The 25,038-nt window shown below is 66.1% G+C and carries 21 protein-coding genes, 1 tRNA gene and 2 pseudogenes; 21 read left to right on the plus strand and 3 right to left on the minus strand.

Annotation, left to right across the window (positions count from 1 at the left end):
- Positions 1 to 32: 32 nt before the first annotated feature.
- Both KKR91_RS04510 and sdhC read right to left on the minus strand, forming a co-directional pair.
- Positions 33 to 512 (minus strand): succinate dehydrogenase hydrophobic membrane anchor subunit, encoded by a 480-nt coding sequence (locus KKR91_RS04510; RefSeq protein WP_210230216.1) that lies wholly within the window; start codon positions 510 to 512, stop codon positions 33 to 35.
- A 3-nt stretch (positions 513 to 515) separates the two neighbouring features.
- Entirely contained in the window at positions 516 to 896 is a 381-nt protein-coding gene (sdhC, locus tag KKR91_RS04515) for a succinate dehydrogenase, cytochrome b556 subunit (RefSeq protein ID WP_210230743.1), read from the minus strand.
- 260 nt (positions 897 to 1,156) lie between these two features.
- On the opposite strand from sdhC, the gene KKR91_RS04520 reads away from it, so the two are divergent.
- The 18 genes and pseudogenes from KKR91_RS04520 to KKR91_RS04600 all read left to right on the plus strand — a co-directional run bounded on the left by KKR91_RS04520 (position 1,157) and on the right by KKR91_RS04600 (position 20,965).
- Positions 1,157 to 2,296 (plus strand): mannose-1-phosphate guanylyltransferase, encoded by a 1,140-nt coding sequence (locus tag KKR91_RS04520; protein ID WP_210230217.1) that lies wholly within the window; start codon positions 1,157 to 1,159, stop codon positions 2,294 to 2,296.
- Positions 2,297 to 2,443: 147 nt separating this feature from the next.
- Positions 2,444 to 3,610: an amidohydrolase gene (locus KKR91_RS04525; RefSeq protein WP_210230745.1), complete on the plus strand. Its 1,167-nt coding sequence runs from the start codon at positions 2,444 to 2,446 to the stop codon at positions 3,608 to 3,610.
- A gap of 270 nt (positions 3,611 to 3,880) precedes the next feature.
- Positions 3,881 to 4,987, plus strand: a complete 1,107-nt coding sequence (locus KKR91_RS04530; protein ID WP_420481421.1) for a BMP family lipoprotein — start codon at positions 3,881 to 3,883, stop codon at positions 4,985 to 4,987.
- Positions 4,988 to 5,121: 134 nt separating this feature from the next.
- On the plus strand, positions 5,122 to 6,666 hold the full coding sequence (locus tag KKR91_RS04535) for an ABC transporter ATP-binding protein (protein WP_210230219.1): 1,545 nt from the start codon (positions 5,122 to 5,124) through the stop codon (positions 6,664 to 6,666).
- Positions 6,663 to 8,030, plus strand: a complete 1,368-nt coding sequence (locus tag KKR91_RS04540; RefSeq protein WP_210230222.1) for an ABC transporter permease — start codon at positions 6,663 to 6,665, stop codon at positions 8,028 to 8,030. The genes KKR91_RS04535 and KKR91_RS04540 overlap by 4 nt, the downstream gene beginning before the upstream one ends.
- On the plus strand, positions 8,027 to 9,313 hold the full coding sequence (locus KKR91_RS04545) for an ABC transporter permease (protein WP_210230224.1): 1,287 nt from the start codon (positions 8,027 to 8,029) through the stop codon (positions 9,311 to 9,313). Before KKR91_RS04540 ends, KKR91_RS04545 begins: the two co-directional genes overlap by 4 nt.
- Before the next feature lie 37 nt (positions 9,314 to 9,350).
- Positions 9,351 to 9,788, plus strand: a complete 438-nt coding sequence (locus KKR91_RS04550; RefSeq protein ID WP_210230226.1) for a cytidine deaminase — start codon at positions 9,351 to 9,353, stop codon at positions 9,786 to 9,788.
- Positions 9,785 to 11,074, plus strand: a complete 1,290-nt coding sequence (locus KKR91_RS04555; protein ID WP_210230228.1) for a thymidine phosphorylase — start codon at positions 9,785 to 9,787, stop codon at positions 11,072 to 11,074. Before KKR91_RS04550 ends, KKR91_RS04555 begins: the two co-directional genes overlap by 4 nt.
- 126 nt (positions 11,075 to 11,200) lie before the next feature.
- On the plus strand, positions 11,201 to 11,878 hold the full coding sequence (locus tag KKR91_RS04560; RefSeq protein WP_210230750.1) for a DedA family protein: 678 nt from the start codon (positions 11,201 to 11,203) through the stop codon (positions 11,876 to 11,878).
- Positions 11,879 to 11,922: 44 nt separating this feature from the next.
- A complete protein-coding gene (locus tag KKR91_RS04565) occupies positions 11,923 to 13,080 on the plus strand; it encodes an adenosine deaminase (protein WP_210230230.1) in 1,158 nt (385 codons plus the stop codon).
- Positions 13,073 to 13,831 (plus strand): MazG nucleotide pyrophosphohydrolase domain-containing protein, encoded by a 759-nt coding sequence (locus KKR91_RS04570; protein ID WP_237687488.1) that lies wholly within the window; start codon positions 13,073 to 13,075, stop codon positions 13,829 to 13,831. Before KKR91_RS04565 ends, KKR91_RS04570 begins: the two co-directional genes overlap by 8 nt.
- Before the next feature lie 121 nt (positions 13,832 to 13,952).
- Positions 13,953 to 15,236, plus strand: a complete 1,284-nt coding sequence (gene eno / locus KKR91_RS04575) for a phosphopyruvate hydratase (RefSeq protein ID WP_210230232.1) — start codon at positions 13,953 to 13,955, stop codon at positions 15,234 to 15,236.
- Between the two features lie 146 nt (positions 15,237 to 15,382).
- Positions 15,383 to 16,234 (plus strand): FtsB family cell division protein, encoded by an 852-nt coding sequence (locus tag KKR91_RS04580; protein ID WP_210230234.1) that lies wholly within the window; start codon positions 15,383 to 15,385, stop codon positions 16,232 to 16,234.
- Between the two features lie 89 nt (positions 16,235 to 16,323).
- Positions 16,324 to 16,992: pseudogene (locus tag KKR91_RS17225) on the plus strand (DUF501 domain-containing protein); the annotation flags it as partial.
- 117 nt (positions 16,993 to 17,109) lie between these two features.
- A pseudogene (locus tag KKR91_RS17230) lies at positions 17,110 to 17,964 on the plus strand (Ppx/GppA phosphatase family protein); the annotation flags it as partial.
- The gene (locus tag KKR91_RS04590) at positions 17,961 to 19,361 is read left to right on the plus strand and encodes a S8 family serine peptidase (protein WP_210230238.1); all 1,401 of its coding nucleotides are present in this window, start codon (positions 17,961 to 17,963) and stop codon (positions 19,359 to 19,361) included. The pseudogene KKR91_RS17230 and the gene KKR91_RS04590, both read left to right, overlap by 4 nt.
- Positions 19,362 to 19,392: 31 nt before the next feature.
- Positions 19,393 to 20,778 carry an NAD(P)/FAD-dependent oxidoreductase gene (locus KKR91_RS04595; RefSeq protein ID WP_210230240.1) on the plus strand — a complete coding sequence of 462 codons (1,386 nt, stop codon included), beginning with the start codon at positions 19,393 to 19,395 and terminating at the stop codon, positions 20,776 to 20,778.
- A 114-nt stretch (positions 20,779 to 20,892) separates the two neighbouring features.
- Positions 20,893 to 20,965 (plus strand) — tRNA-Leu (locus KKR91_RS04600).
- 15 nt (positions 20,966 to 20,980) lie between these two features.
- Here KKR91_RS04600 and KKR91_RS04605 read toward each other — a convergent pair.
- Positions 20,981 to 21,256 (minus strand): hypothetical protein, encoded by a 276-nt coding sequence (locus KKR91_RS04605; protein ID WP_210230242.1) that lies wholly within the window; start codon positions 21,254 to 21,256, stop codon positions 20,981 to 20,983.
- 210 nt (positions 21,257 to 21,466) lie between these two features.
- Between KKR91_RS04605 and KKR91_RS04610 the strand changes: the two genes are divergently transcribed.
- Genes KKR91_RS04610 through KKR91_RS04620 form a run of 3 tightly spaced genes read left to right on the plus strand, consistent with a single transcriptional unit; the run spans position 21,467 to position 25,004 of the window.
- Positions 21,467 to 22,480, plus strand: a complete 1,014-nt coding sequence (locus KKR91_RS04610; protein ID WP_210230244.1) for a LacI family DNA-binding transcriptional regulator — start codon at positions 21,467 to 21,469, stop codon at positions 22,478 to 22,480.
- Positions 22,477 to 24,009, plus strand: coding sequence for a sugar ABC transporter ATP-binding protein (locus tag KKR91_RS04615; protein ID WP_210230246.1), 1,533 nt, complete (start codon positions 22,477 to 22,479; stop codon positions 24,007 to 24,009). Before KKR91_RS04610 ends, KKR91_RS04615 begins: the two co-directional genes overlap by 4 nt.
- Positions 24,006 to 25,004, plus strand: a complete 999-nt coding sequence (locus tag KKR91_RS04620) for an ABC transporter permease (protein ID WP_210230248.1) — start codon at positions 24,006 to 24,008, stop codon at positions 25,002 to 25,004. The genes KKR91_RS04615 and KKR91_RS04620 overlap by 4 nt, the downstream gene beginning before the upstream one ends.
- Positions 25,005 to 25,038: the final 34 nt, after the last annotated feature.

A 25,038-nucleotide genomic window follows, 5' to 3' on the forward strand; every position in this document is an offset into this window, starting at 1 on the left:
TGTGCCCGCTCCGGAAGGAACGGGCGCTGCGGCTAAGCCGTGCAGAAGTCCCCGAGGAGCTCCAGGGGAGCGCCGGCCGGGCACGGATCGAAGGTGAAGATCACCAGGGTGCCGAGCACGATGATCACGAGGGAGGCAATGTAGAGAATGCTCTTCAGGGCCATGCGCGTGGAGTTCTTGTCTGCGTAGTCATTGATGATGACGCGGACGCCGTTGGTGCCGTGCAGCATCGCCAGCCACAGCATGACCAGGTCCCAGACCTGCCAGAGCGGGCTGGCCCACTTGCCGGCTACAAAGCCGAAGTCGACGGCGTGGATGCCGTCGCCCAGCATCAGGTTCACGAACAGGTGGGTGAAGATCAGAACGATCAGGATGGCACCGGAGACGCGCATGAACAGCCACGCGAACATCTCGAAGTTGCCTTTGCCGCCCGGGGTGCGGGCGTACTTGGGGGCGATCCGGCCGGAGCGGGGGGCCTCGATGGAGACGGCCTCATTGGTGGATGTACTCATGGCTTAATGACCCCCGAAAACGATGGGAAGGTGGCGAATGGAGAAACCGATCATAGTGACCACCCAAAGACCGACGACGCTCCACAGCATCTGGCGCTGGTACTTGGGGCCCTTCTTCCAGAAGTCAATCAGGATCACACGCACGCCGTTGAAGGCGTGGAACACGATGGCGGCGACGAGGCCAAGCTCGCCGAGGCCCATGATCGGGTTCTTGTATGCGCCAATCACGACGTTGTAGGCCTCGGGTGAAACACGCACCAATGAGGTATCCAAGACGTGGACCAAAAGGAAGAAGAAGATCACCACGCCGGTAATACGGTGCGCAACCCACGACCACTGGCCTTCGCGGCCGCGGTAGAGCGTGCCTGCTGGTAACTTCGACACTGAATTTTCCTCCCTGCGACGCAGCGGCGCTGGCGTGTCTTCCACGCAGTGATGACGCCGGTGCGACAGCAATATAAGCTCAAGCATAATCTAGGTCTCCCTCGGAGAGCTTTCAATTTAGGCAGCCCTATCATGTGACGCTCGTTACACCGCGGGTGGGGCTTGTGAGCGGGGATCCGGGGTTTAGCCCCACGTCCGGGCACCATGGCATCACCGTGGTGCCGGGCCTCGGGCGCGGTCGTCGGCTAATCTTGGCTCTGATGAGTACAGAACCGGCACACCCCAATCCTTCCTCCGCGGACTTCGACCGCTTCTACGGCGTAATTCCCGCCGGCGGCGTCGGCACCCGCCTGTGGCCGTTGTCCCGTGCGGCCGCACCCAAGTTCCTCCATGACCTCACCGGTTCGGGTTCCACCCTCATCCGTGCGACCTATGACCGGCTGAGCCCGCTGAGCGGTGACCGGGTCATGGTCGTGACCGGCACGCTCCACCGGGAAGCGGTGCGGAAGCAGCTGCCGGAGATCACCAGAGAGAACCTGGTGCTGGAATTGGAGCCCAAGGACTCTGCCGCTGCCATCGGGTTGGCTGCAGCCATTCTTTTTAAGCGGGATCCGAACATCATCATGGGTTCCTTTGCCGCGGACCAGGTCATCACCCCGGTGGATGTGTTCCAGGATGCCGTGCGTGAAGCCGTGCACACCGCTGCGCAGGGTTTTATCGTGACCATCGGCATCCACCCCACCCACGCAGCCACCGGCTTCGGCTATATCCGTGCCGGAGACCCGCTGGACATTCCCGGGGCGCCGAGTGCACACGCCGTCGTCGAATTCGTCGAGAAGCCCTCCGAAGAGGTGGCCCGCACCTACCTGAAGAACGGCCGCTACAGCTGGAACGCGGGAATGTTTGTTGCGCCCGTGGACCTGATGCTTAAGCACCTGGAAGCGAACCAGCCCGAGCTCTACGTCGGCCTGATGGAAATCGCTGAAGCCTGGGACACCCCGCGCCGGCGTGAGGTGGTGCTGCGGATCTGGCCCACCCTGCCCAAGATCGCCATCGACTATGCGGTGGCTGAACCTGCCGCGGCAGCCGGTGACGTCGCGATGATTCCGGGCATCTTTAACTGGGACGACGTCGGGGACTTCGCGGCAATCGGCCGGCTGAATCCGGCCGCAGAGAACAGCGACCTGACCGTAATGGGCGACGGTGCACGGGTCTATTCGGAGAACGCGTCCGGAATCGTCGTATCGGATACCAAGCGGGTTATCGCTCTGATCGGCATCGAGGATGTGGTGATCGTGGACACCCTCGATGCGCTGCTCGTGACCACGAAGGAACACGCCCAGGAGGTCAAGAAGGCTGTGGAACACCTCAAGGCCAGCGGCGACACCGACGTCCTCTAAGGCCCGGACGGGCCTCCGAAAAGGCCCGTAACCCGCGTCATATTGAGTGGTGGTAGGGAACATCGTCACACGGTTCCCGTAACAGCAGCCTCAGTGGCTAACCTTGAAGCTGTGCATACTATCCCACTGAGTTCACCGGTCCCTTCGATGCGGAGAAGCGTTGCTCCGATCCTGGGTGAGCTGATCGCCTTCCGGCGGGACCTGCACCGGCACCCGGAGCTGTCAACGAAGGAATTCCGCACCACTGACCGCATTGTCGAAGTCCTGGCGGACGCTGGACTGGCCCCGGTCCGGCTCGAGGGCACCGGCGCCTACGTTGATATCGGCGAGGGGCCGCTGCGCCTGGCCCTGCGTGCAGACATCGACGCGCTGCCGGTCCTGGAGGAAACCAACCTGGGCTACGCGTCCGTTAATACGGGCATTACCCACGCCTGCGGACATGACATCCACACCACCGTCATGGTCGGGGTGGCCCAGATCCTCGCGGCCTTCGAGGCAGCCGGCGAACTCGGCGGCCGGGTGCGCGTCATCTTCCAGCCAGCGGAGGAAGTCATGCCCGGCGGCGCCCTCGGCGTCATCAAGCAGGGCGTACTGGAGGGGGTCCCGCGCATCCTGGCCCTGCACTGCGATCCCCGGATCGACGTGGGCCAGGTGGGAACGCGTATCGGGGCAATCACCTCCGCCTCGGACACAGTCCGGATTGAGCTGACCGGCCGCGGCGGACACACCTCCCGGCCGCACCTCACCGAAGACCTGGTTTTCGCGCTGGCGGAGATCGCGGTGAGCGTTCCGGCTGTGCTTTCCCGGCGGATTGACGTGCGCAGCGGCGTCTCCGTGGTCTGGGGACAGATGCATGCCGGATCCGCCCCCAATGCCATTCCAGGCCACGGCTTTATGTCCGGCACCATGCGCTGCCTGGATGCCGAGGCCTGGTACGCGGCCGGGGAACTGCTCGACGACGTCGTCCGGCAGGTAGCTGCGCCCTTCGGCGTGGATGTCACGCTGGAACACACCCGTGGCGTGCCGCCGGTCATCAATACAGACGCCGAAACCAGCCTGATCGAAGCCGCGGCCCGGGCCGAGCTGGGGGAGGACGCGATTGTCCTGGCCCCCCAGTCCATGGGCGGTGAAGATTTCGCCTGGATGACGCAGGCGGTTCCCGGAGCCTTGATGCGGCTGGGTACCCGCACCCCCGGAGGGGAGACGTACGACCTGCACCGCGGAGACTACAACCCGGACGAGCTGGCGATCAGCACCGGGGTGGCCGTGATGGCGGCAGCGGCTGTCCGTGCGGCCCGCGGGCTGAGGCACTGACGCTTCCCTTTTCCTTTTACCCGCCTCATCCTGCCGGGGCGGAGGGGCCGCGTATGCGTCCCCTCAATTGATAACAACATGTAAACGATGCTGCTCTGCGCGCGTTATGAGCATCACAGTGTTGTTTTTCACATTATGATGGGGTAGCTGCGGTCCAAGGACGGACGGAACGCTGCACCACACGGACCTTCAGCGCTCGTGCCTCCCGCAGGGGAGCGGCACAGGCGTTGATGCCTTTACGGGTGGACCCATTTCTTTTCTGGAGGAACATTGAAGAATTTCCCGCGCAGCTTCAAGCGCAACGCAGGCGTCTCAGCCGCCATGCTCGGCGTTTCGGCGCTCCTGCTTTCCGGCTGCGGTGCAGCACCCGATGAAGAAGCGGATTCGAGCGAAGCTTCGGCAAACAGCGACTTCCGCGCCTGCATCGTTTCGGATGAAGGCGGTTTCGACGACCGTTCCTTTAACCAGTCCAGCTACGAGGGACTGAAGGCAGCCGAGGAGTCCCTCGGCATCCAGGTCTCAGAGGCCCAGTCGCAGTCGGAGACCGATTTCCTCCCGAACCTTGACTCCATGATCAGCGAAGGCTGCAACCTCACCGTGACGGTCGGGTTCCTCCTGGCTGACGCGACCAAGGAGGTTGCGACGGCAAACCCGGACAGCAACTTTGCCATCGTCGATGACAACAGCATCGAGCTCGACAACGTCAAGCCGATCATCTACGACACGGCGCAGGCAGCGTTCCTCGCCGGCTACGTAGCGGCAGGCACGTCTGAAACCGGCAAGGTTGCCACCTACGGCGGCATCAACATCCCCACCGTCACCATCTTCATGGACGGCTTTGCCGACGGCGTGGAGTACTACAACGAACAGAACAGCGCCGACGTCCAGCTCCTCGGCTGGAACAAGGCAGACCAGACCGGCTCCTTCGTCGGCAACTTCACGGACACCGGTGCAGGCAAGACCACCACCGAGAACTTCCTGAACGAAGGCGCCGACATCATCATGCCGGTGGCCGGCCCTGTCGGTTCCGGAACACTGGATGCCGTGGTCGAAGCCAATGCCAACGGCGGCAGCAACAAGGTTGTCTGGGTCGACTCCGACGGCTTCGAGACCAACGACGTGGGCACCGAGTTCATCCTGACCTCGGTCATGAAGCTCATGGGCGAGGCAGTCGAGGACGTCATCAGCACCGACGTCGAGGGCAACTTCGACGCCACCCCGTACATCGGAACCCTGGAAAACGGCGGCGTCGCACTGGCTCCTTACCACGACCAGGAAAGCGCCGTTCCGGCCGACGTCAAGACGGCCGTTGACGAGATCAAGGCCAAGATCATCTCCGGTGAAATCACCGTGGAATCCGCAGCCAGCCCTAAGTAACACGGACTGGACAGCGACCTGAACCGCCGTCCGCCGGCTGCGTTGCAGCCGGCGGATGGCGGTTCATTTTGTTCCGGGTTGCCTTCTCCTTCGGAGGCGCCCAACACTCAGACACAAACAGATTGGTTGGGGTTGTGAAACTCGAACTCAGGGGCATCACCAAACGCTTCGGCGCCTTGGTTGCCAACGACCATATAGACCTGGTGATCGAACCGGGGCAGGTCCACAGCCTGCTCGGCGAGAACGGTGCAGGCAAGTCCACGTTGATGAACGTGCTCTACGGCCTCTACGAACCCACAGAGGGCGAGATCCTGATCAATGACAAGCCCGTGGTCTTCTCCGGTCCCGGAGATGCCATGGCAGCCGGCATTGGCATGGTGCATCAGCACTTCATGCTGGTTCCCGTCTTTACCGTCGCGGAGAACGTGGCCCTTGGCCACGAAACAACAGGGTTCGCCGGTGCGCTGAACCTGGAAACCACCCGCGCCCGCATCCGCCAGATCTCGGACCAGTACGGGTTCGACGTGGACCCCGACGCAGTCGTCGAAGACCTGCCCGTGGGTGTGCAGCAGCGCGTGGAAATCATCAAGGCCCTGATCCGGGACGCTGAAGTCCTGATCCTGGACGAGCCCACCGCCGTGCTGACGCCCCGCGAAACGGATGAGCTGCTGGCCATCATGCGCCAGCTGACCGAAGACGGTAAGTCGGTCGTTTTCATCTCGCACAAGCTGCGTGAGGTCAAAGCGGTTTCAGACGTGATCACCGTGATCCGCCGCGGCAAGGTTGTTGGCGACGCGGCTCCGGGAGCATCGACCACTGAACTGGCCTCCTTGATGGTGGGCCGTTCCGTCAACCTGACACTTAACAAGGCTCCAGCCCAGCCCGGCGCCGAAACCTTCTCCGTCCGTGACCTCGTCGTGCTGTCCGACACCGGCCAGCCCGTTGTGGACCACCTCACCTTCAGCATCGCCAAGGGCGAGATCCTCGCGGTCGCCGGTGTCCAGGGCAACGGCCAGACGGAATTGACCGAGGCCATCATGGGGCTGCAGGATCACATCTCCGGTTCCATCCAGCTCGACGGCAAGGAACTTGCCGGACGCCGCGTGGACCAGATCATCGACGCCGGTGTGGGCTTCGTGCCCGAGGACCGCAGCGTCGACGGACTCGTGGGCCCCTTCACCGTCGCGGAGAACCTGATTCTCAACCGGTACAACAAGCCCCCGTTCGCCAGGGGCATGTCCATGCGTCCGTCCGTTGTGGCCGCCAACGCCGGCGAGAAAATCGACGAGTTCGACATCCGGACGCAGTCTGCGCAGGCAGCTGCCGGGACACTTTCCGGTGGCAATCAGCAGAAAGTCGTGATGGCCCGTGAACTGTCCCGCCCGCTTTCGCTGTTCATCGCCTCCCAGCCCACCCGCGGCGTGGACGTCGGTTCGATCGAGTTCCTGCACAAGCGGATCGTTGCCGAGCGCGACGGCGGGACGCCGGTCCTGATTGTCTCCACCGAACTGGACGAAGTCCTGGAACTGGCAGACCGCATCGCCGTGTTGTACGGCGGCAAGCTCATGGGCATTGTCCCGGGCAATACCTCGCGTGACGTCCTTGGCCTGATGATGGCCGGGATGCGCGCCGAAGAAGCACTTTCGCACGACCGCGATATTGAGGGAGGGGCGCAGTGAGCCCGGAGAACGAAAACAGGCAGCAGGGCCAACCAGCCCACCGGAAAGAGGAGGCGGCAGCCGAAGACACCCGGCTGCTGACCGCTGCCGAAACCGCAGGCGGGGCACTGCCGCCGCCTGCCGTTCCCGTCCCCGAATCGGAGCTCCACCCGGAGAGCAGCGATGAATCGGTGCTCCGCCGCATCGTCTCCGGGAACGCGCTGGTTTCGGTCCTCTCGGTCCTGATGGCGCTCATCGTCGGCGGCCTGCTGATCGCCCTCACCGACGAAGACGTTGCCAGTGCGGCATCCTACTTCTTCAGCCGTCCGGGGGACCTTTTTGCAGCTGCCTGGTCCGCGGCATCGGGGGCCTACATCGCCCTTTTCCAGGGCTCGGTCTTCAACTTCGAAGCCGAGAGCTTTTCCCGGATGATTTACCCGCTGACCCAGACGCTGACAGTGGCGACACCGCTGATCTGCGCCGGACTCGGCGTTGCCCTGGCCTTCCGCGCGGGCCTCTTCAACATCGGTGCTCAGGGCCAGATCCTCATCGGCGCCACCATGGCCGCCTGGGTCGGTTTCAGCTGGCACTTGCCGGTGGGGCTTCACCTGCTGGTCGTGGTGATCGCAGGTGCCGTCGGCGGTGCACTCTGGGGCGGCATTGCCGGCCTCCTCAAAGCCAGGACCGGCGCGCATGAAGTCATTGTGACCATCATGCTCAACTACATCGCCATCCAGCTGGTGCTCTTCCTGCTCACGACTCCGGGCTTCCAGCGACCGGGTTCCACCAACCCGATCAGCCCGCAGCTCGATACAACCGCCATGTTCCCGCCCCTGCTCGGCTCCGGCTTCCGCCTGCACTGGGGTTTCGTGATGGCCGTTGCCGCCACTGTCTTCATCTGGTGGCTGCTGAACCGTTCCACCGTGGGCTTCGAGCTGCGCGCAGTCGGAGCCAACCCGGCCGCTGCACGGAACGCCGGGATCAGCACCACCAAGGGCTACGTGATCGTCATGCTCATCGCCGGTGCCCTCGCCGGACTCGCCGGCGTTGCCCAGGTCTCCGGCACCGAAAAGGTGCTGACCTCCGGCGTGGCCGCCAGCTTCGGCTTCGACGCGATCACGGTTGCCCTGCTCGGCCGCTCCTCTCCGTGGGGAACCTTCGCGGCAGGAATTCTCTTCGGCGCCTTCCGTGCGGGCGGCGTCACCATGCAGACCAGCACCGGAACCAACATCGACATCGTCCTGGTGGTCCAGTCGCTGATTGTCCTCTTCATCGCCGCGCCCCCGCTGGTCCGGTCGCTGTTTAGGATCCCGCCGCCGGGCGCGTTCAAGACATCCGGCAAGCGCACAACCAAGAACACCGAAGCAGCCGGAGGAAAAGCATGAGCACCGCAACCACTCTCTCCTCCGCGGGAAAGACTGCAGGGCAGGCAATCCGCAGCTGGAAAATCCCGGTCATCCTCTGGGCCCTGGCAATCCTCGGGTTCATCCTCTTCGGCCTCGGTTCCCCCTCCGCGGAAGTAACATTCCGCCTCACGGAGGAAAGCGCCGCCATCCAGCTGCCCAATATCGTGGTCTCTGCGCCGGTGCTGGGCTGGATCTCCTCGGTGGTCCTGCTGGCATCGGCCGCCTACTCCACCATCCTGGTCAGCAGGTTCCAGCACGTGCCGGTCTGGCTGATAGCCATGTTCGCCGTCTTCTTTGTCGCTGCCTTCCTGACCTGGTCCGTGGGCAGCGCCCGCAGCCCCAGCGTCGCCATCTACGGGTTGCTGGCCGGATCCTTCACGCTGGCGTTCCCGCTGATCTTCGGTGCGCTTTCGGGTGTGCTCTGCGAGCGGTCCGGCGTTGTGAACATCGCAATCGAGGGCCAGCTGCTCTTCGGTGCCTTCGCCGCAGCAGTCGCCGGAACCCTCTCCGGCAACGCCTTCGTGGGGCTCTTCGCCGCAGCCGTTGCCGGTGTGCTGGTCTCGCTGGTCCTGGCAGTGTTCAGCATCAAGTACATCGTGAACCAGGTGATTGTCGGCGTCGTGCTGAACGTTCTGGTCTCCGGGCTGACCGGCTTCCTGTTCTCCACGGTGCTCAGCACCGACACCTCCAAGTGGAATTCCCCGCCCCGGCTGCCCTCCATCCGCATCCCGCTGCTGGCGGACATTCCGATCCTCGGCCCGATCCTGTTCGACCAGTCCGTGATCGGCTACCTCATGTACATCGCCGTGGCGGGAATCTACTTCGGCCTGTTCCACACCAAGTGGGGCCTGCGTACACGGGCCGTCGGGGAGCATCCCAAGGCGGCTGACACGCTGGGCGTGAATGTGAACCGCATGCGGTTCACCAACGTCCTGCTCGCCGGTGCGGTGGCCGGTGTCGGAGGCGCGTTCTTCACCCTCGTCTCGGTGTCCTCCTTCAACCGCGACATGACCTCCGGCCAGGGCTACATCGCGCTGGCGGCGCTGATCCTGGGCCGCTGGAACCCGATCGGTGCGCTCTTCGCCGCCCTGCTCTTCGGCTTTGCGTCGAACCTGCAGTCGGTGCTGAGCCTGCTCGGGACCCCGGTACCGAACCAGTTCCTGGCCATGCTGCCTTACGTGGTGACCATCTTCGCCGTCGCCGGTGTGGTGGGTAAGTCGCGCGGTCCTGCGGCCAGCGGCATACCGTATATCAAGGGCTGACGGCCGCACTGATGCAGGAAACAAGCAAGGAAAACCTATGAACACAGATACAGGTGCCGCTGCCGACGCAGCGGCAGGAATCGACTGGGACAGCCTGCAGGACGCGGCCCGTGCCGCCCTGGCCCACGCCTACGTGCCGTACTCGAAGTACCCGGTGGGGGCGGCGGCGCTGACCGACGACGGCCGGGTCATCTCCGGCGCCAACGTGGAAAACGCCTCCTACGGGCTGACCCTGTGCGCCGAGTGCGCCCTGGTCAGCGCGCTGCACATGACCGGCGGCGGGCGCCTGGCGGCGTTTGTCTGCGTGGACGGGGCAGGGGAGATCCTGATGCCGTGCGGACGCTGCCGGCAGCTGCTCTACGAATTCCGGGCTCCGGGCATGTTGTTACTTACCGTCAGCGGCATCCGGACCATGGACGAGGTCCTGCCGGATGCCTTTGGACCGCAGCATTTGGAAGGACAGGACAGCAAATGAGCAGTGAAAAGTTTGACGCCGTCGACATCATCGGGATCAAGCGTGACCGGGGAACGCTCTCGCCGGAACAGATTGACTGGACGATCGACGCCTACACCCGCGGCGCCATTGCCGACGAGCAGATGGCAGCGCTGAACATGGCGATCCTCCTCAACGGCATGAGCCGGGCGGAGATTTCCCGCTGGACCTCGGCCATGATTGCCTCGGGCGAGCGGATGGACTTCTCCTCGCTGGGCAAGCCCACCACCGACAAGCACTCCACCGGCGGAGTGGGGGACAAGATCACCCTGCCGCTGGCACCGCTCGTCGCCGTCTTCGGGGTGGCAGTGCCGCAGCTTTCCGGGCGGGGCCTGGGCCACACCGGGGGAACCCTGGATAAGCTCGAGGCCATCCCGGGCTGGCGCGCAAACCTCTCCAACGAGGAAATGATGGCCCAGCTCGCCGACGTCGGAGCCGTCATCTGCGCCGCAGGAACCGGGCTGGCGCCGGCGGACAAGAAGCTCTATGCACTGCGCGACGTGACGGGAACGGTGGAAGCGATCCCGCTGATCGCCTCCTCGATCATGAGCAAGAAGATCGCCGAAGGCACCGGCTCTCTGGTGCTGGATGTGAAGGTGGGCTCCGGTGCGTTCATGAAGACCGAAGCCAACGCACGGGAGCTGGCGGAGACGATGGTGGCCCTTGGGAAGGATGCCGGGGTCAACACCGTGGCGCTGCTGACCAACATGGCCACGCCGCTGGGACTGACCGCCGGCAACGCCATCGAGGTCCAGGAATCCGTGGATGTCCTGGCCGGCGGCGGGCCGGCCGATGTGGTTGAGCTGACCGTCCGGCTCGCAGAGGAAATGCTGGCGGCCGCGGGACTGCCCGACGCCGATCCGGCCGCCGCGCTGGCGGATGGACGGGCCATGGACGTCTGGCGCCGGATGATCTCCGCCCAGGGCGGAGACCCGGATGCTGCGCTGCCGCGGGCACGGGAATCAGAAACCATTTACGCCGCGGCCGACGGTGTGCTGGTGGAACTGGACGCCCTCTCCGTGGGCGTGGCCGCCTGGCGCCTCGGTGCCGGCCGGGCACGCAAGGAGGACGTGGTGCAGGCCGGGGCCGGTGTGGTCATGCATGCCAAGCCCGGCGCGCAGGTCCGGGCCGGAGAGCCCCTGATGACGCTGCTGACGGACACTCCGGAGAAGTTTGACCGGGCGCGCGAGGCACTGGAAAACGCCGTCGTCATTGCTCCCGAAGGCTCCCGTCCGGCGCAGAAGCTGATCATCGACCGCATCAGCTGACCATCTGCCCGCGGCGTCCCAGCTGGGACGCCGCGGTTGGCGGGCACCACTACGGGAGTGGCATCGTTGTAGATACCAGAGACCGAATGCAAGGAGAGCCGCCCGTTGGACGTGCTGAGTGCAGCAGTGGACAGTATCAACAATTTCATCCTGACTTCCGCAGATGCGCCGTGGGTCTATCTGGTTTTATTCGCCTTTTGCCTGATTGACGGCTTCTTCCCCCCGGTTCCCAGCGAATCGCTGGTGGTGGGGCTGGCCGCGCTGGTCGCCACCGGCGCCGGCCCCAATCCGTGGCTGGTCATGGCGGCAGCCGCTGCCGGCGCCTTCCTGGGCGACAACCTGTCCTACCTGATCGGGCGGGGGATCGGCACCGAACGCTACGGGTGGATGCGGGGCCCGCGGATGACCCGCGGGTTCGCCTGGGCCCGCCGGGAACTGGATAAGCGGTCCGTATCGCTGATCCTGATCGCCCGGTTCATTCCGATCGGCCGGGTGGTGGTGAACCTGACCGCCGGCGCCACCGGTTTCCCGCGCCGGCTCTTTGTGGGGCTGACCGCCATGTCCGCCTTGGTCTGGGCCAGCTACAGCGTAGCCATCGGCGCCCTGGCCGGCTCCTGGTTCGAGGAAAACCACCTGCTGGGCGTGGTGGTGGCGATCGCCGTGGCAATGGTCCTGGGCCTGGTCATCGACCGGATCATCACCAAGCTGCGCGGCCCGACACCGCTGCAGAGCAACCGGGACGACGCCCGGACGCGCCATGAGACCGCCGAGGCTGACGCCGAAGACTCGCTCGAAACGCCCTGAGTCGGCCGCCGGAGACGTGCCGCGGCTCACGTAGAGTGGGAATCGTGACTGAGCCTATATTGCTTCCTGCCTCTGACCTGTTCCTCGACATCCGCAGCCTGCCCAAGGTATCGCTGCATGACCACCTCGACGGCGGCCTGCGGCCCGCCACGATCATCGACCTCGCGGCCTCCGCCGGGCACGAGCTGCCCTCGACGGATCCGGTTGCCCTGGGCGAATGGTTCCGCGAATCCGCGGACTCGGGATCCCTGCCGCGTTACCTCGAGACCTTTGACCACACCATCGCCGTGATGCAGACCCGCGAAGGCCTGGCCCGCGTGGCCCGCGAGTTCGTGGAGGACCTGGCCGACGACGGCGTGGTCTACGCCGAAATCCGCTGGGCACCCGAGCAGCACCTGCGCGGCGGCCTGAGCCTGGACGAAGCAGTGGAAGCCGTCCAGGAAGGGCTTGACGCCGGCGTCGAGTCCGTCGAGGCCGGCGGAGCCCTCATCCAGGTGGGCCAGCTGGTCACCGCCATGCGCCATGCGGACCGCGGTTTGGAAATCGCCGAGCTGGCCGTCCGGCACCGGTACAACGGGGTTGTCGGATTTGATATTGCCGGCGCGGAAGACGGCTTCCCGTCCTCGCGCTTCGCCGACGCCTTCACCTATCTGGCTGAGAACCAGTTCCCGGTGACCGTCCACGCCGGTGAGGCCGCCGGCGTGGAGAGCATCAAGGATGCCCTGGTTTCCGGGCGGGCGCTGCGGCTTGGCCACGGCGTGCGCATCGCCGAGGACATCGAGGTGGACTTCGACGCCGACGACGTCCCCTCCGAGAGCGCCGCAGACGACACCGAAGTGGGCATGGTGAGCATCGGGCAGGTCGCCGGCTGGGTCCGCGACCGGGGGATCCCGCTGGAAATCTGCCCCTCCTCGAACCTGCAGACCGGTGCCATCGCCTCCTTCGGCGATGACATCGAATCCCATCCGATCGACCTGCTGTACCAGACCGGGTTCCAGGTCACCGTCAACACCGACAACCGCCTGATGAGCGGGGTCACCCTGACCGGCGAGTTCGAACTGCTGGTGGAAACCTTCGACTACGATCTTGACGACATCCTGGAACTGACCATGAACGCGGTGGACGCAGCCTTCCTTCCGCTGGAAGAGCGCGATGTCCTTGCCGCCTATGTCACGGAAGGCTTCAACCAGGCACGTGGCTGAGCAGGAAACCGACGCACTATCCGGCGATGACCTCGGCCGGCGGTTCACCCGCCTGGCCGGGGTCATCACCGAGCTCCGGGCGCGCTGCCCGTGGACTGCTGCGCTGACGCACCAGTCACTGCTGGAATACCTCATCGAAGAAGCCTACGAAGTGGTTGAAACCGTCGAGGCCGGCCACACCGGGGTGTCGGACGCAGCGGAGTTCTCCGGCGAGCTGGGCGATGTCCTGTTCCAGGTGCTGCTGCACGCACGGCTGCAGGAAGAAGCGGGCCACTTCGGGATCGGCGAGGTCCTGGACGCACTGACCGCCAAGATGATCCGCCGCAACCCGCACGTATTTGCGCCCGACGGCTCCCTCCGTGCAGCCACCACGGACGACCCGGCGGAAATCGAACGGGCCTGGGACGAAGTAAAGAAACAGGAAAAACCCGAACGGACCTCGCCCTTGGACGGCATCCCGGCCGGGCTTCCGGCCCTCCTGCTGGCAGCCAAGGCCCTGGACCGGGCGCGGCGTGCCGGGATAAGCGTCCCGCCGCTGTCGGAGCCGCCGTCTGACCCGCACCCGCAGACCGGCGGACCGGCACCAGCCTGGCGCACCGGTGAGGAGCTGGGGGACCATTTGTTCGACGTCGTCCGGCAGGCGCAGGAACAGGGTCTGGACGCCGAGGCCGCACTGCGGGCCGCCGTGCGCCGCTTCAGCACCCGTCTTGACGGGTCCGGAACGCTGCCGGCGGGTCCCCAGGGGTTTTAAATGGCGTCGCGGGTCCTTACTACCGGGACGCTTTCAACTAGGCTGGGAGCAGACAGCGTGGCCCCCTTCATAGGGCCGCGCTCCGTTTACCCCTAGCGTTCCAACGAACAGGAGCATTCCCATGGCAATCATCGATGCCATTCACGCCCGCGAGATCCTGGATTCCCGCGGAAACCCCACCGTTGAGGTGGAGGTACTGCTTGACGATGACACGTTTGGCCGCGCTGCCGTGCCCTCCGGCGCCTCGACAGGTGCTTTTGAAGCCAACGAACGCCGCGACGGCGAAAAGAACCGCTACCAGGGCAAGGGCGTCCTGCAGGCCGTCGAAGCTGTCATCGAGCAGATCCAGCCGGCGCTGCTGGGCTTCGATGCCGCAGACCAGCGGGCCATCGACCAGACGATGATCGACCTGGACGGCACGGAGAACAAGTCCAACCTTGGCGCCAACGCCATGCTCGGTGTTTCCCTCGCCGTGGCACGCGCCGCTGCCGAGTCGGCAGCGCTGCCGCTGTACCGCTACCTCGGCGGCCCCAACGCACACGTCCTGCCCGTGCCGCTGATGAACATCCTCAACGGCGGATCGCACGCTGATTCCGACGTCGACATCCAGGAATTCATGATTGTTCCCCTGGGCGCGCAGACCTACTCCGAGGGCCTGCGCTGGGGTGTGGAGGTTTACCACAACCTCAAGTCAGTCCTGAAGGAGAAGGGCCTGTCCACCGGCCTCGGCGACGAGGGCGGCTTCGCGCCGAACCTGCCGTCCAACCGCGCGGCACTGGACCTGATCCTCGAGGCGATCACCCGCGCCGGCTACACTCCGGGCACGGATATCGCCCTCGCCCTGGACGTTGCCGCCTCCGAGTTCTTCAAGGACGGCTCCTACCTCTTCGAAGGCACCAACCGCACGGCTGGGGAAATGTCCGCCTACTACGAGGAACTGGTCCGGGACTACCCGCTGGTTTCCATCGAAGACCCGCTTGATGAAGAGGACTGGGACGGCTGGAAGACGCTGACCGCCTCGATCGGCAACAAGGTCCAGATCGTGGGCGACGACCTCTTCGTCACCAACCCGACCCGCCTCGAGACCGGCATCAAGAACAACGCCGCGAACTCCCTGCTGGTGAAGGTCAACCAGATCGGCACCCTGTCCGAAACCCTGGACGCCATCACCATGGCCCAGCGTGCCGGCTACACCACCATCACGTCGCACCGCTCCGGTGAGACCGAAGACACCACGATCGCCGACATCTGCGTGGCCACCAACGCCGGCCAGATCAAGACCGGCGCCCCGGCCCGGTCCGAGCGCGTAGCCAAGTACAACCAACTGCTGCGCATCGAGGAAGAGCTCGACGACGCCGCACGTTACGCAGGACGCAGCGCGTTCCCGCGTTTCACGGCAGAGTAAGCCTGCAACTGGTGGGTACCCTCGTAGAGAGGGTGCCCGCCAGTCGTGTTTAAGGTCTGAGTATTCACGTCTGAAATACCGGCGTCTTAACCATCCCGGATGTCGTGCGCCTGAGCGTTATCAGCAGGTTTGATCAAGGAGTTTGCATGTCCACCCGACGCCCGAAGGTTCCCCAGGCGCGCACCGCCGGCGGCAGGACCGCATCCGAGGCCGTGCCCGCCGTCTCCTCCGGCAACCCGGCGCGCCGGCCCACCGGCGCAGACCCCGACACCATCACCGCCACGAAGCCCGTCGGCGGGGCAACGCGTCCGGCGGCCCGGAAACCGGCCACGGCCAAATCTTCCGCCGAGCCAGCTGCAGCCGCCGCCAAGTCTTCGGCCAAGACGGCAGCGGCGAAGCCTTCCGCGAAGGAAGCCAAGACCGGTACACCCGCAAGCAAACCCGGCAAGGCCACCAAATCCGGCAAGGCCCCCAAATCCGCAAAACCCGGCAAAGCCGCCAAACCCGGCAAAAACACTACGGAGCCACGGGCCTCCCGGTTCGGGCGCTTCACCCGGAAGCCTGCGGCCGGCACCGCCAGCAACGCTCCCACGCCCGAACCCTCGGATGACCTGCAGCCGGTTCCGGCCAAGACGTTTTCCGGCCGACTGCTGGTGCTCGCCATGGTGAGCGCCGTGGTCACGGTGCTCCTGGCCCCGTCCGTCAGCACCTATCTGCATCAGCGGTCCGAAATTGCCGCCCTCGAGGCGGACATCGCCGCTAAGGAGCAGAGCGCCCAGGAACTGCAGTCCCAGCTGGACCGCTGGGCGGACCCCAACTACATCAAGCAGCAGGCCCGGGAACGGATCTTCCTGGTGATGCCGGGGGAGACCCGCTACCTCGTCAAGGGTGAGCACGGGGTGGAAAACGTGGAACAGCAGGCGCAGGAACAGGAAACCGACCTGCAGTGGGTGGACGCTCTCTGGGATTCCGTCACGCGCTCAGCTGCAGCATCGTAGGCGGCAGGGCGTCCCTGCGCACAGTAATCTTAGAAGCGCAGACATTCACAGCCCGGGCCTGGTCCAGGCCTCAGGAAGGAACTTCCGGCATGACCCAGCAGCAGCTCACCCCCACCTCCGAAGACCTGGAGACACTGAGCCGGCAGCTCGGCAGGCCGGCTCGTGATGTGGTGGAAATCGGAGCCCGCTGCGTTTGCGGCAACCCGCTCGTGGCCACCACGGCACCACGGCTGAGCAACGGTATTCCCTTCCCCACCACCTACTACCTGACGCACCCGGTCATTACCGCCGCCGTCTCCCGGCTGGAAGCTGCCGGCGTGATGAATGAAATGACCGAACGGCTGGAGCAGGACGCCGGGCTGGCCGCCCGCTACCGCGAAGCCCACGAGGCGTACCTGCAGGTGAGGGACGAGATCGGCGCCCGCACCGGCGTCGGGCCCGTTCCCGAGATCGACGGCGTTTCCGCAGGCGGCATGCCCACCCGCGTCAAGTGCCTGCACGTGCTGGTCGGACACTCGCTGGCGGCCGGGCCCGGCGTCAATCCGCTCGGCGACGAGGCCATCGAACGCATCTCACCCTGGTGGACCCGTGAGCGCTGCTATTGTGAGGGCGCGTGGGACACCGCGGGTGCGGTGCCCAGCCGCGACCTGAGCCGGCACACGAAGACCCAGGGACTCTCCGCCGGTGACCTCGAGGCCAAGCGTGCCGCCCGCCGGGAAGCCGGCGAGGCGGCAGCAGCCACCGAACAGCAGGGGGAAACAGTGCAGGAACAGACCCAGGGCATGCGTGTTGCAGCGGTTGACTGCGGCACCAACTCGATCCGCCTGCTCATTGCCGACGTCACCTACGAGGACGGCGTGCCGAAGCTGACCGACGTCGTCCGCCTGATGCGCGTGAACCGCCTCGGCCAGGGCGTGGACGCCACCGGACGCCTGGCGCCGGAGGCACTGGAACGCACCTTTGCTGCCGCGGACGAATACGCCGCGCTGATCCGGAAACACGGAGCAGCGCGCACCCGCTTCGTCGCGACCTCCGCCAGCCGCGATGCCGAGAACCGGCAGGAATTCGTGGACGGAATCCGTGCCCGCCTGGGCGTGGAACCCGAGGTCATCACCGGCGACGAAGAAGCAGCACTGTCCTTCGCCGGTGCCACGAGCGTCCTGGCGGGACGCAACGGCTCCAAGACCCTCGTCGTTGACCTGGGCGGCGGCAGCACCGAATTTGTCCTGGGAACGTCCGAAGGCGTGCAGGCAGCAAAAAGCACCGACATGGGCTGCGTCCGGTTCACCGAGCGCCATCTCGTGTCCGACCCGCCCACCGAGGCTGAAATCGCCATCGCCCGCGGCGAGGTCCTGGACATCATCGCCCAGGTCCTGCCGACGGTGCCGCTGGCCGACGCAGACCGGCTGGTGGGCGTCGCCGGCACCGTCACCACGGTGACTGCCCATGCCCTGCGCCTGGCTGAGTACAACGCGGAAGCCATCCACGGCGCCGACCTGGACATCGCGCGGATCGACCAGGCAGCCGGTGAACTGCTGCACATGGACCGCAGCACCCGCGCAGCCCTGCCCTACATGCATCCGGGACGCGTTGACGTGATCGGTGCCGGCGCCTTGATCTGGCAGACCATCGTGGACCGGGTAGCCGAGCTCACCGACGGACGGGTCTCCTCCGCAATCACCAGCGAGCACGACATCCTTGACGGCATCGCCCTGAGCGCAGCGCCGTGACCGGCAGGTCGGCGGCCCGGGGCAGGACCGGGCGGACGGCAACAGGTGCCGGGCTGCTGACAGCGGCGGTACTGGCGCTGTCCCTCCTTCCGGCTGCCCCGGCCGCCGCCGACGAATGGCGGGACAAGCAGTACTGGCTTAACGACTACGGCTTCACGGAGGCCTGGAAAATCAGCCAGGGCGAGGGCGTGAAGGTCGCCGTGATCGACACCGGGATTGACCCCACACACCCCGACCTCGCCGGCGCCGTGGTGGGTGGCACCGATGTCTCCGGAGCCGGGAACCCGGCCGGGAGCGCCGGGCTGGGCGCCGAGCCCGCGCACGGGACCCTGGTGGCGACCCTGTTGGCTGGGCGCGGACACGCCGCGGCCCCCGCCGGCGAAGGGGATACAAAGGACGACGCGGCCGACAAGGACAAGGACGCCGGTCCCAACCCCGAAGGCATCATGGGAGTGGCGCCGAAGGCCGAGCTGCTGGCTGTCTCGGCCTGGATCGGCCCGGACAATCCCGCCGGCATTCCGATCGAGGACCAGATCCCGGCCGCCATCCGGTGGGCCGTCAACAACGGCGCGCAGGTGATCAACATGTCCCTGGGCAGCACGTCGACCTCCTGGCCGCAAAGCTGGGACGATGCGTTCCTCTACGCCGAGCAGCAGGACGTGGTGGTGGTAGCTGCCGCCGGCAACCGCGGCGGCGGCATGGTCCAGGTCGGAGCTCCGGCCACCATTCCCGGCGTGCTCACCGTGGCCGGCGTAGACCGGCAGCGGGTAGCCAGCTGGGACTCCTCCTCCGAGGGGATCAGCATCGGGGTTGCGGCACCGGCCGAAAACCTGATCGGCGGATTGCCCGGCGGCACGGTCCAGTATGCGGATTGGAGCGGTACCTCCGGCGCCGCGCCGCTGGTGGCCGGCACGGCGGCCCTGATCCGCTCCGCCTACCCCGACCTCAGCGCCGCTGATGTGATCAACCGGATCATCAGCACCGCCAAGGATGCAGGAGTCCCCGGGCAGGACACGCTGTACGGCTATGGGTTGCTAGACGCTTCAGCGGCGCTGGCCGCCGATATCCCGCCGGTGGCCGCGAACCCGCTGGGCAGCATCGCCGACTGGATCAGGATCCACCGCCGGGACGCTTCCACCACGCCCGCCTCCGACGCGCCTGTGGCCGTGGAACCGTCAGCACCGGAGCTGCCGGAGCCGACCATTCCGACGGCGCTTTCACCGCAGGCGGAGGCCGATGTGTTGCCCGCTGCGCTGGTCCTGGGCTTCGGGGGACTGCTGCTGGCCGTTACCGCCGGCGGCGCGGTCATGGTGGTCCGGGCGCGGCGGAAGGTGCTGGAAAATCCCCTTCCTGACGAGGCAGATACCGGCCCTCTGGAACACCAAAATATCTCGTGAACGTTTTCACAAAGTCGGGTATCATGGGGGCATGGCATCTACGACTCAGTTTTCAGACCGTCCCCGCGTCCTAGTGGTAGGCGGTGGCTACGTAGGGCTCTATGTAGCGAAAAACCTCCAGAAGAAGGTCAAGGACCAGGGCGGGATCGTCACGGTTGTGGATCCGCTGCCGTACATGACGTACCAGCCCTTCCTTCCCGAAGTTGCCGCCGGCACCATTGAGGCGCGCGACGCCGTCGTATCCCACCGCATGCACCTGAGGAACACCGAGCTCATCACGGGCAAGGTCGTTTCCATCAACCACGCCGCCCGTACGGCCACCATCGAGCCGGGCGACGGCAGCGGGTCCTTTGAGCTCCCGTACCAGGATGTTGTCCTGGCTGCAGGCTCGATCACCCGCACGTTCCCCATTCCGGGCCTCGCCGAAGCCGGCATCGGCATGAAGACCATTGAAGAAGCCGTGGCCACCCGCAACCACGTGCTGGAGCGCATCGAATCCGCTTCACTCATGCCTGCAGGCCCGGAGCGCGAACGCGCCCTGACCTTCGTCGTCGTCGGCGGCGGCTTTGCCGGCATCGAAACCCTGACCGAGCTTGAAGACATGGCCCGCGACGCCGTGCGCATCAACGACCGGCTCCGGCGCGAAGACCTCCGCTTCGTCCTGATCGAAGCCATGGGCCGCGTCATGCCCGAGGTCAAGCCCGACCAGGCCGAGTGGGTAGTCGCCAGCATGCGTGAGCGCGGCATCGAGGTGCTGCTGAACACGTCGCTGGCCTCGGCCGAAGACGGCGTGCTCAAGCTGATCAACATGGCCGACAAGTCCCCGGCCGGCGAATTCGGCACCGACACCCTGATCTGGACCGCCGGGGTCCAGGCCAACCCCATGGTCCGTGCCACCGACTTCCCGATCGATGACCGCGGCCGCGTCCGCGCCAACGCCGAACTGCGCATCACCGGCGACGACGGCCCCCTCGACGGTGCCTGGGCTGCCGGCGACGTTTCCGCCGTTCCGGACCTCTCCGGTGGCGGCGTCGGCGGCTTCTGCGTTCCGAACGCACAGCACGCCGTCCGCCAGGCCAAGCTGCTGGCCAAGAACATCCTGGCCGCCCGCTACGGCGTCGGCAGCGTCGAAGAGTACAACCACAAGAGCCTGGGTGCCGTTGCCGGCCTGGGCCAGTACAAGGGCGTGGCCAACATCATGGGCTTCGGTATGAAGGGCTTCCCGGCCTGGCTGGCACACCGTGGCTACCACGGCCTGGCCATGCCGATGTTCGAGCGCAAGTTCCGCGTCGTCTCCGGCTGGCTCCTGAACGTGACCTACGGCCGCGACCTGACCGACCTGCGCAACCTGAAGGACCCGCGCGGGGCGTTCCGCACCGCAGCCACGCCGGCCAAGAAGAAGGAAGCCGTCAAGTAGGCTTCTTCCCTTCCGCATAACGCGTACGACGGCGGTTCCTCCCTCGGGAGGGACCGCCGTCGTTGTTTTGGGGCGGGAGTGATCCAGTAGGCTTGAGCAGAAGCTTTTCGCTTCGCCCCAGTAGCCCAATGGCAGAGGCAGTGGACTTAAAATCCATGTGTTGTCGGTTCGAGTCCGACCTGGGGTACTGCCTCCAGAGGCATTATCCGCGGTTACTGCCCGAGGGTGGCTGCGGACCCTGGCCCCACGGATGGGCGGCCCTCAGGTGTGCCTCCAGGCTCCCGATGGCCTCCTCCTCGGTCGCGGCGTCGTGCTCCCAGCTGCAGGAGCAGCAGCGTGCATGAGGACTGCCGTCTTCGGCCACCGGAACACCCCACGCCTCCCAGGGCAGGTAAAAGCCGCCGTAGGTGCCGGAAAACTCCCGCAGCGGACGCTCTGCCGGCCAGTCTGCCTGCAGGTCACGGCTCTGCTCGATCATGCCTGTAGTTCGTTGACGGACCTCCCTGCGGATGGGCGGGACGCGGTGGAGGTCCGCTGGGGGCTCCCGTTCCGCTGAACCGCTCTGAGTGCCCGTACAGACAGGCCTGGTTACCCCCGCCACATCCCCGTGTTTGACGACACACATGTTCTGCATCATACTTGGAATCGATTCCATGGAATCGATTCCACAACGGTGTAGGGAGCAAGTGTGCGGTCAACGACGATCAAGGACGTGGCGAAGGCTGCCGGCGTCTCTGCGGCAACCGCCTCCCGCGTCCTCTCCGGGCACTCCGCAACCTCCGAGGATGCCCGCCAGGCTGTGCGCAAGGCCGCTGCCGACCTCGGCTTCCGTCCCAACGCCCAGGCCCGCTCGCTGCGCAAGACCAGCACCCAGACCATCGGCCTGCTGCTGCCCGATGTCCGCAACCCCTTCTTCGCCGACCTGGCCCATGCCGTCGAGCAGCGCGCCCGCGAATTCGGCTACCTCACCCTCTTCGGCAACGCCAACGAGAGCCAGCAGCAGCAGGACAGCTACCTGGACGTGATGCTCTCCCAGCGCGTGGACGGCCTGATTGCCGCTCCGCAGGGGGAGGCCCGGCACCTGACCGGGCTGCTGGGCGGCGAAGTCCCCACGGTGTTCGTGGACCGCGTGGTCGACGGCGCGGAGCTTCCCAGCGTCACCGCGGACAACACCGGCGGCATAGCCGACGCCGTCCGCCACCTCACCGCGCTGGGCCACGCCAGGATCGGGTACATCGCCGGTCCGCAGTCCACGTCGACGGGCCGTGAACGGCTGCAGGCCTACCGGGCAGCCGTGGCCGACACCGGCGCAGATGCGGATGCTTCCCTGGTCTACCTCGGGGACTTCCAATCCGCCAGCGGCGCCGCAGGAGCACGGCACCTGCTGGACCTGCCCAATCCGCCCTCCGCGCTGCTGGCAGCGGACAGCCTGATGAGCATCGGCGCCGTCGGCGTCTGCAACGAACGCGGACTGGCGATCGGCCCGGATCTGGCCTTCGTGGCCTATGACGACATCGAAGCCTTTACGCTGCTCAATCCCGCGCTGACCGTCATCGCCCACGATGTGCACGCCATGGGCCGCCTGGCCGTGGACCTGCTGCTCGCAGAGATTGCAGGCGAGGCTCCCGAATCGGTGGTGCTGCCGAGCACCCTCATCATCCGCGGCTCCACCCCGCCCCTCCCAGAAGGAAACCCAGCATGAGCGAGAACCCCCTCCTGACGCTTGAGGGTGTCAGCAAGTCCTTCGGCCCGGTGACCGTGATCGACGGCGTGACCGTCAACGTGTACCCGGGAAAGGTCCAGGTGCTCCTGGGCGAAAACGGGGCCGGAAAATCGACCCTGATCAAGATGATGTCCGGGGTGTACCAGCCCGACGGCGGCCGCATCCTCGTGGACGGAAACCCGGTTTCACTGCCGGACACCAAGGCCGCCGAAGCGGCAGGCATTGCCACCATCCACCAGGAACTGAACCTTGTGGGATCGATGAGCGTCGCCGAGAACATCTGCCTGGGCCGGATGCCCCGCAAATACGGGCTGGTAGACCGCCGCGCCATGAAGGCCCGCGCCCGGGCAGCGCTGGATCTGATCGGCCTGGACGTGGACCTGGACCAGCCCGTCGGGGAACTGGGCATCGCCCGCCAGCAGCTGGTGGAGATCGCCAAGGCGCTGAGCCTGGACGCCCGGATCCTGATCCTGGACGAGCCGACGGCGGCCCTGACCACCCGTGAAATCGCCGCACTTTTCACAGTGGTCGAGGACCTGCGCCGCAAAGGCGTGGGCATGGTGTTCATCTCCCACCATCTGGACGAGATCGCCGCCATCGGGAACTCCGTGTCCGTGCTGCGGGACGGGAAATTCATTGCCGAGGTCCCCGCCGGCACACCGGAGGACGAGCTGGTGCGCCTGATGGTCGGGCGGGACATCGAGGCGCAGTTCCCGCGGCGGCGTGAATATGCCGGTGAGGCCCAAACGCTGCTCGAAGTCCGGGGCCTGTCCATGAAGGGCCTGATCCACGACGTCTCCTTCTCGGTCGCAGCGGGCGAGGTCGTCTCGCTGGCCGGGCTGATGGGTGCCGGCCGCACCGAGGTGGTCCGGGCCATCGCCGGAGCTGACTCCTACACCGCGGGTTCGGTCAGCGTGAGGGGAAAGCAGCTTCCCAAAGCGGACATCGGCGCGGCCATCCGGGCCGGCGTCGGCCACGTACCGGAGGACCGCAAGGTCCAGGGCCTGGTACTCGAGGCCGCCGTGAACGACAACATCGGCTACGCGACGCTGGCAGCCACCGCCAAGGCAGGCCTGGTGGACTTCTCCGGGCAGCGCGCACGCGCCCAGGAAGTGGCGGACCGGCTGCGGATCCGGATGCACAGCCTGGACCAGGCCGTGGGTTCGCTCTCCGGCGGCAACCAGCAGAAGGCCGTGTTTGCCCGCTGGATCGTAGCCGGCTCCACCGTCCTGCTGCTGGACGAACCCACCCGCGGCGTGGATGTGGGCGCCAAGGTGGAAATCTACGAACTGATCAACGCGATCACCGCCGCCGGCGGCGCCGTCGTCATGGTGTCCAGCGAACTTCCGGAGGTGCTGGGCATGAGTGACCGCATCCTGGTCATGAGCGGCGGACACATTGCCGGTGAGCTTGATGCCGCCGGCGCCACCCAGGACGCCGTGATGTCACTGGCGGTGCGGGATATACAGCGTGACCTGGAATACCAACTGATGAAGGACGGATCATGAACAAGGCAGCGGTGCAGACGCCGGAGACCGGCGCGCGGAAGAAGGCCCCGGATACCGGTGCCCGGGTCAGGAAGTTCCTGGCCGACAATGGGGCACTGGTCGGCCTGGTGGTCCTGGGGCTGGCGCTCTTTATCGCCACCCCGGATTTCCTGACCGGTCCGAACCTGCTGAACATCGGCATCCAGGCCTCGGTGATTGCCGTCCTGGCCTTCGGCATGACCTTTGTGATCGTGGCCGCCGGCATCGACCTGTCGGTGGGCTCGGTGGCAGCCCTGTCCGCCATGGGCTCGGCCTGGATGTTCACGCAGGGGAACCTTCCCGGCTGGATGGCCCTGCTGGGCGGCCTGTTGATCGGAACGCTCAGCGGCGCCGTCAGCGGATTCGCCGTTGCCTACGGCCGGCTGCCCTCGTTCATCGCCACTCTGGCCATGCTCAGCATTGCCCGCGGCCTGACCCTGGTCCTCTCCGACGGCCGGCCGATCGCCACCGCCAGCGAAGTCTCCTTCCTGGGCGGAGACCTGGGGCCCATCCCGATGCCCATCGTGGTCCTGGTGATCGCCGGCATCGCCGCAGCCCTGATCCTGAACTACACCGTGATCGGCCGCTACATGTATGCCGTCGGCGGCAACACCGAAGCCGCGCGCCTCTCCGGCATCCCGGTCCGCCGCGTGCTGGTTACCGTCTTTGCGCTGTCGGGGCTTTTTGCGGCCCTTGCCGGGCTGCTCCTGTCCGGGCGCCTGGACTCTGCCCAGCCCCAGGCCGCTTCCGGCTACGAGCTGGACGCCATCGCCGCCGTCGTCATCGGCGGTGCATCGCTGGCCGGCGGTGTCGGGCGGATCAGCGGCACCCTGATCGGCGCCCTGGTGCTGGTGGTGATCCGCAACGGACTGAACCTGTTGAACGTCTCCTCGTTCTGGCAGCAGGTAGTCATCGGCCTCGTGATCGCCCTCGCCGTCGGCGCAGATGCGCTGCGCCGGAAAAACTCCACCCACTAACGGTCCCCGGACCGCTTCCCCGGTGCCGCGCACG

Origin of the sequence: Arthrobacter jiangjiafuii, from assembly GCF_018622995.1 — a bacterium.
Classification (GTDB): Bacteria; Actinomycetota; Actinomycetes; order Actinomycetales; family Micrococcaceae; genus Arthrobacter_B; species Arthrobacter_B jiangjiafuii.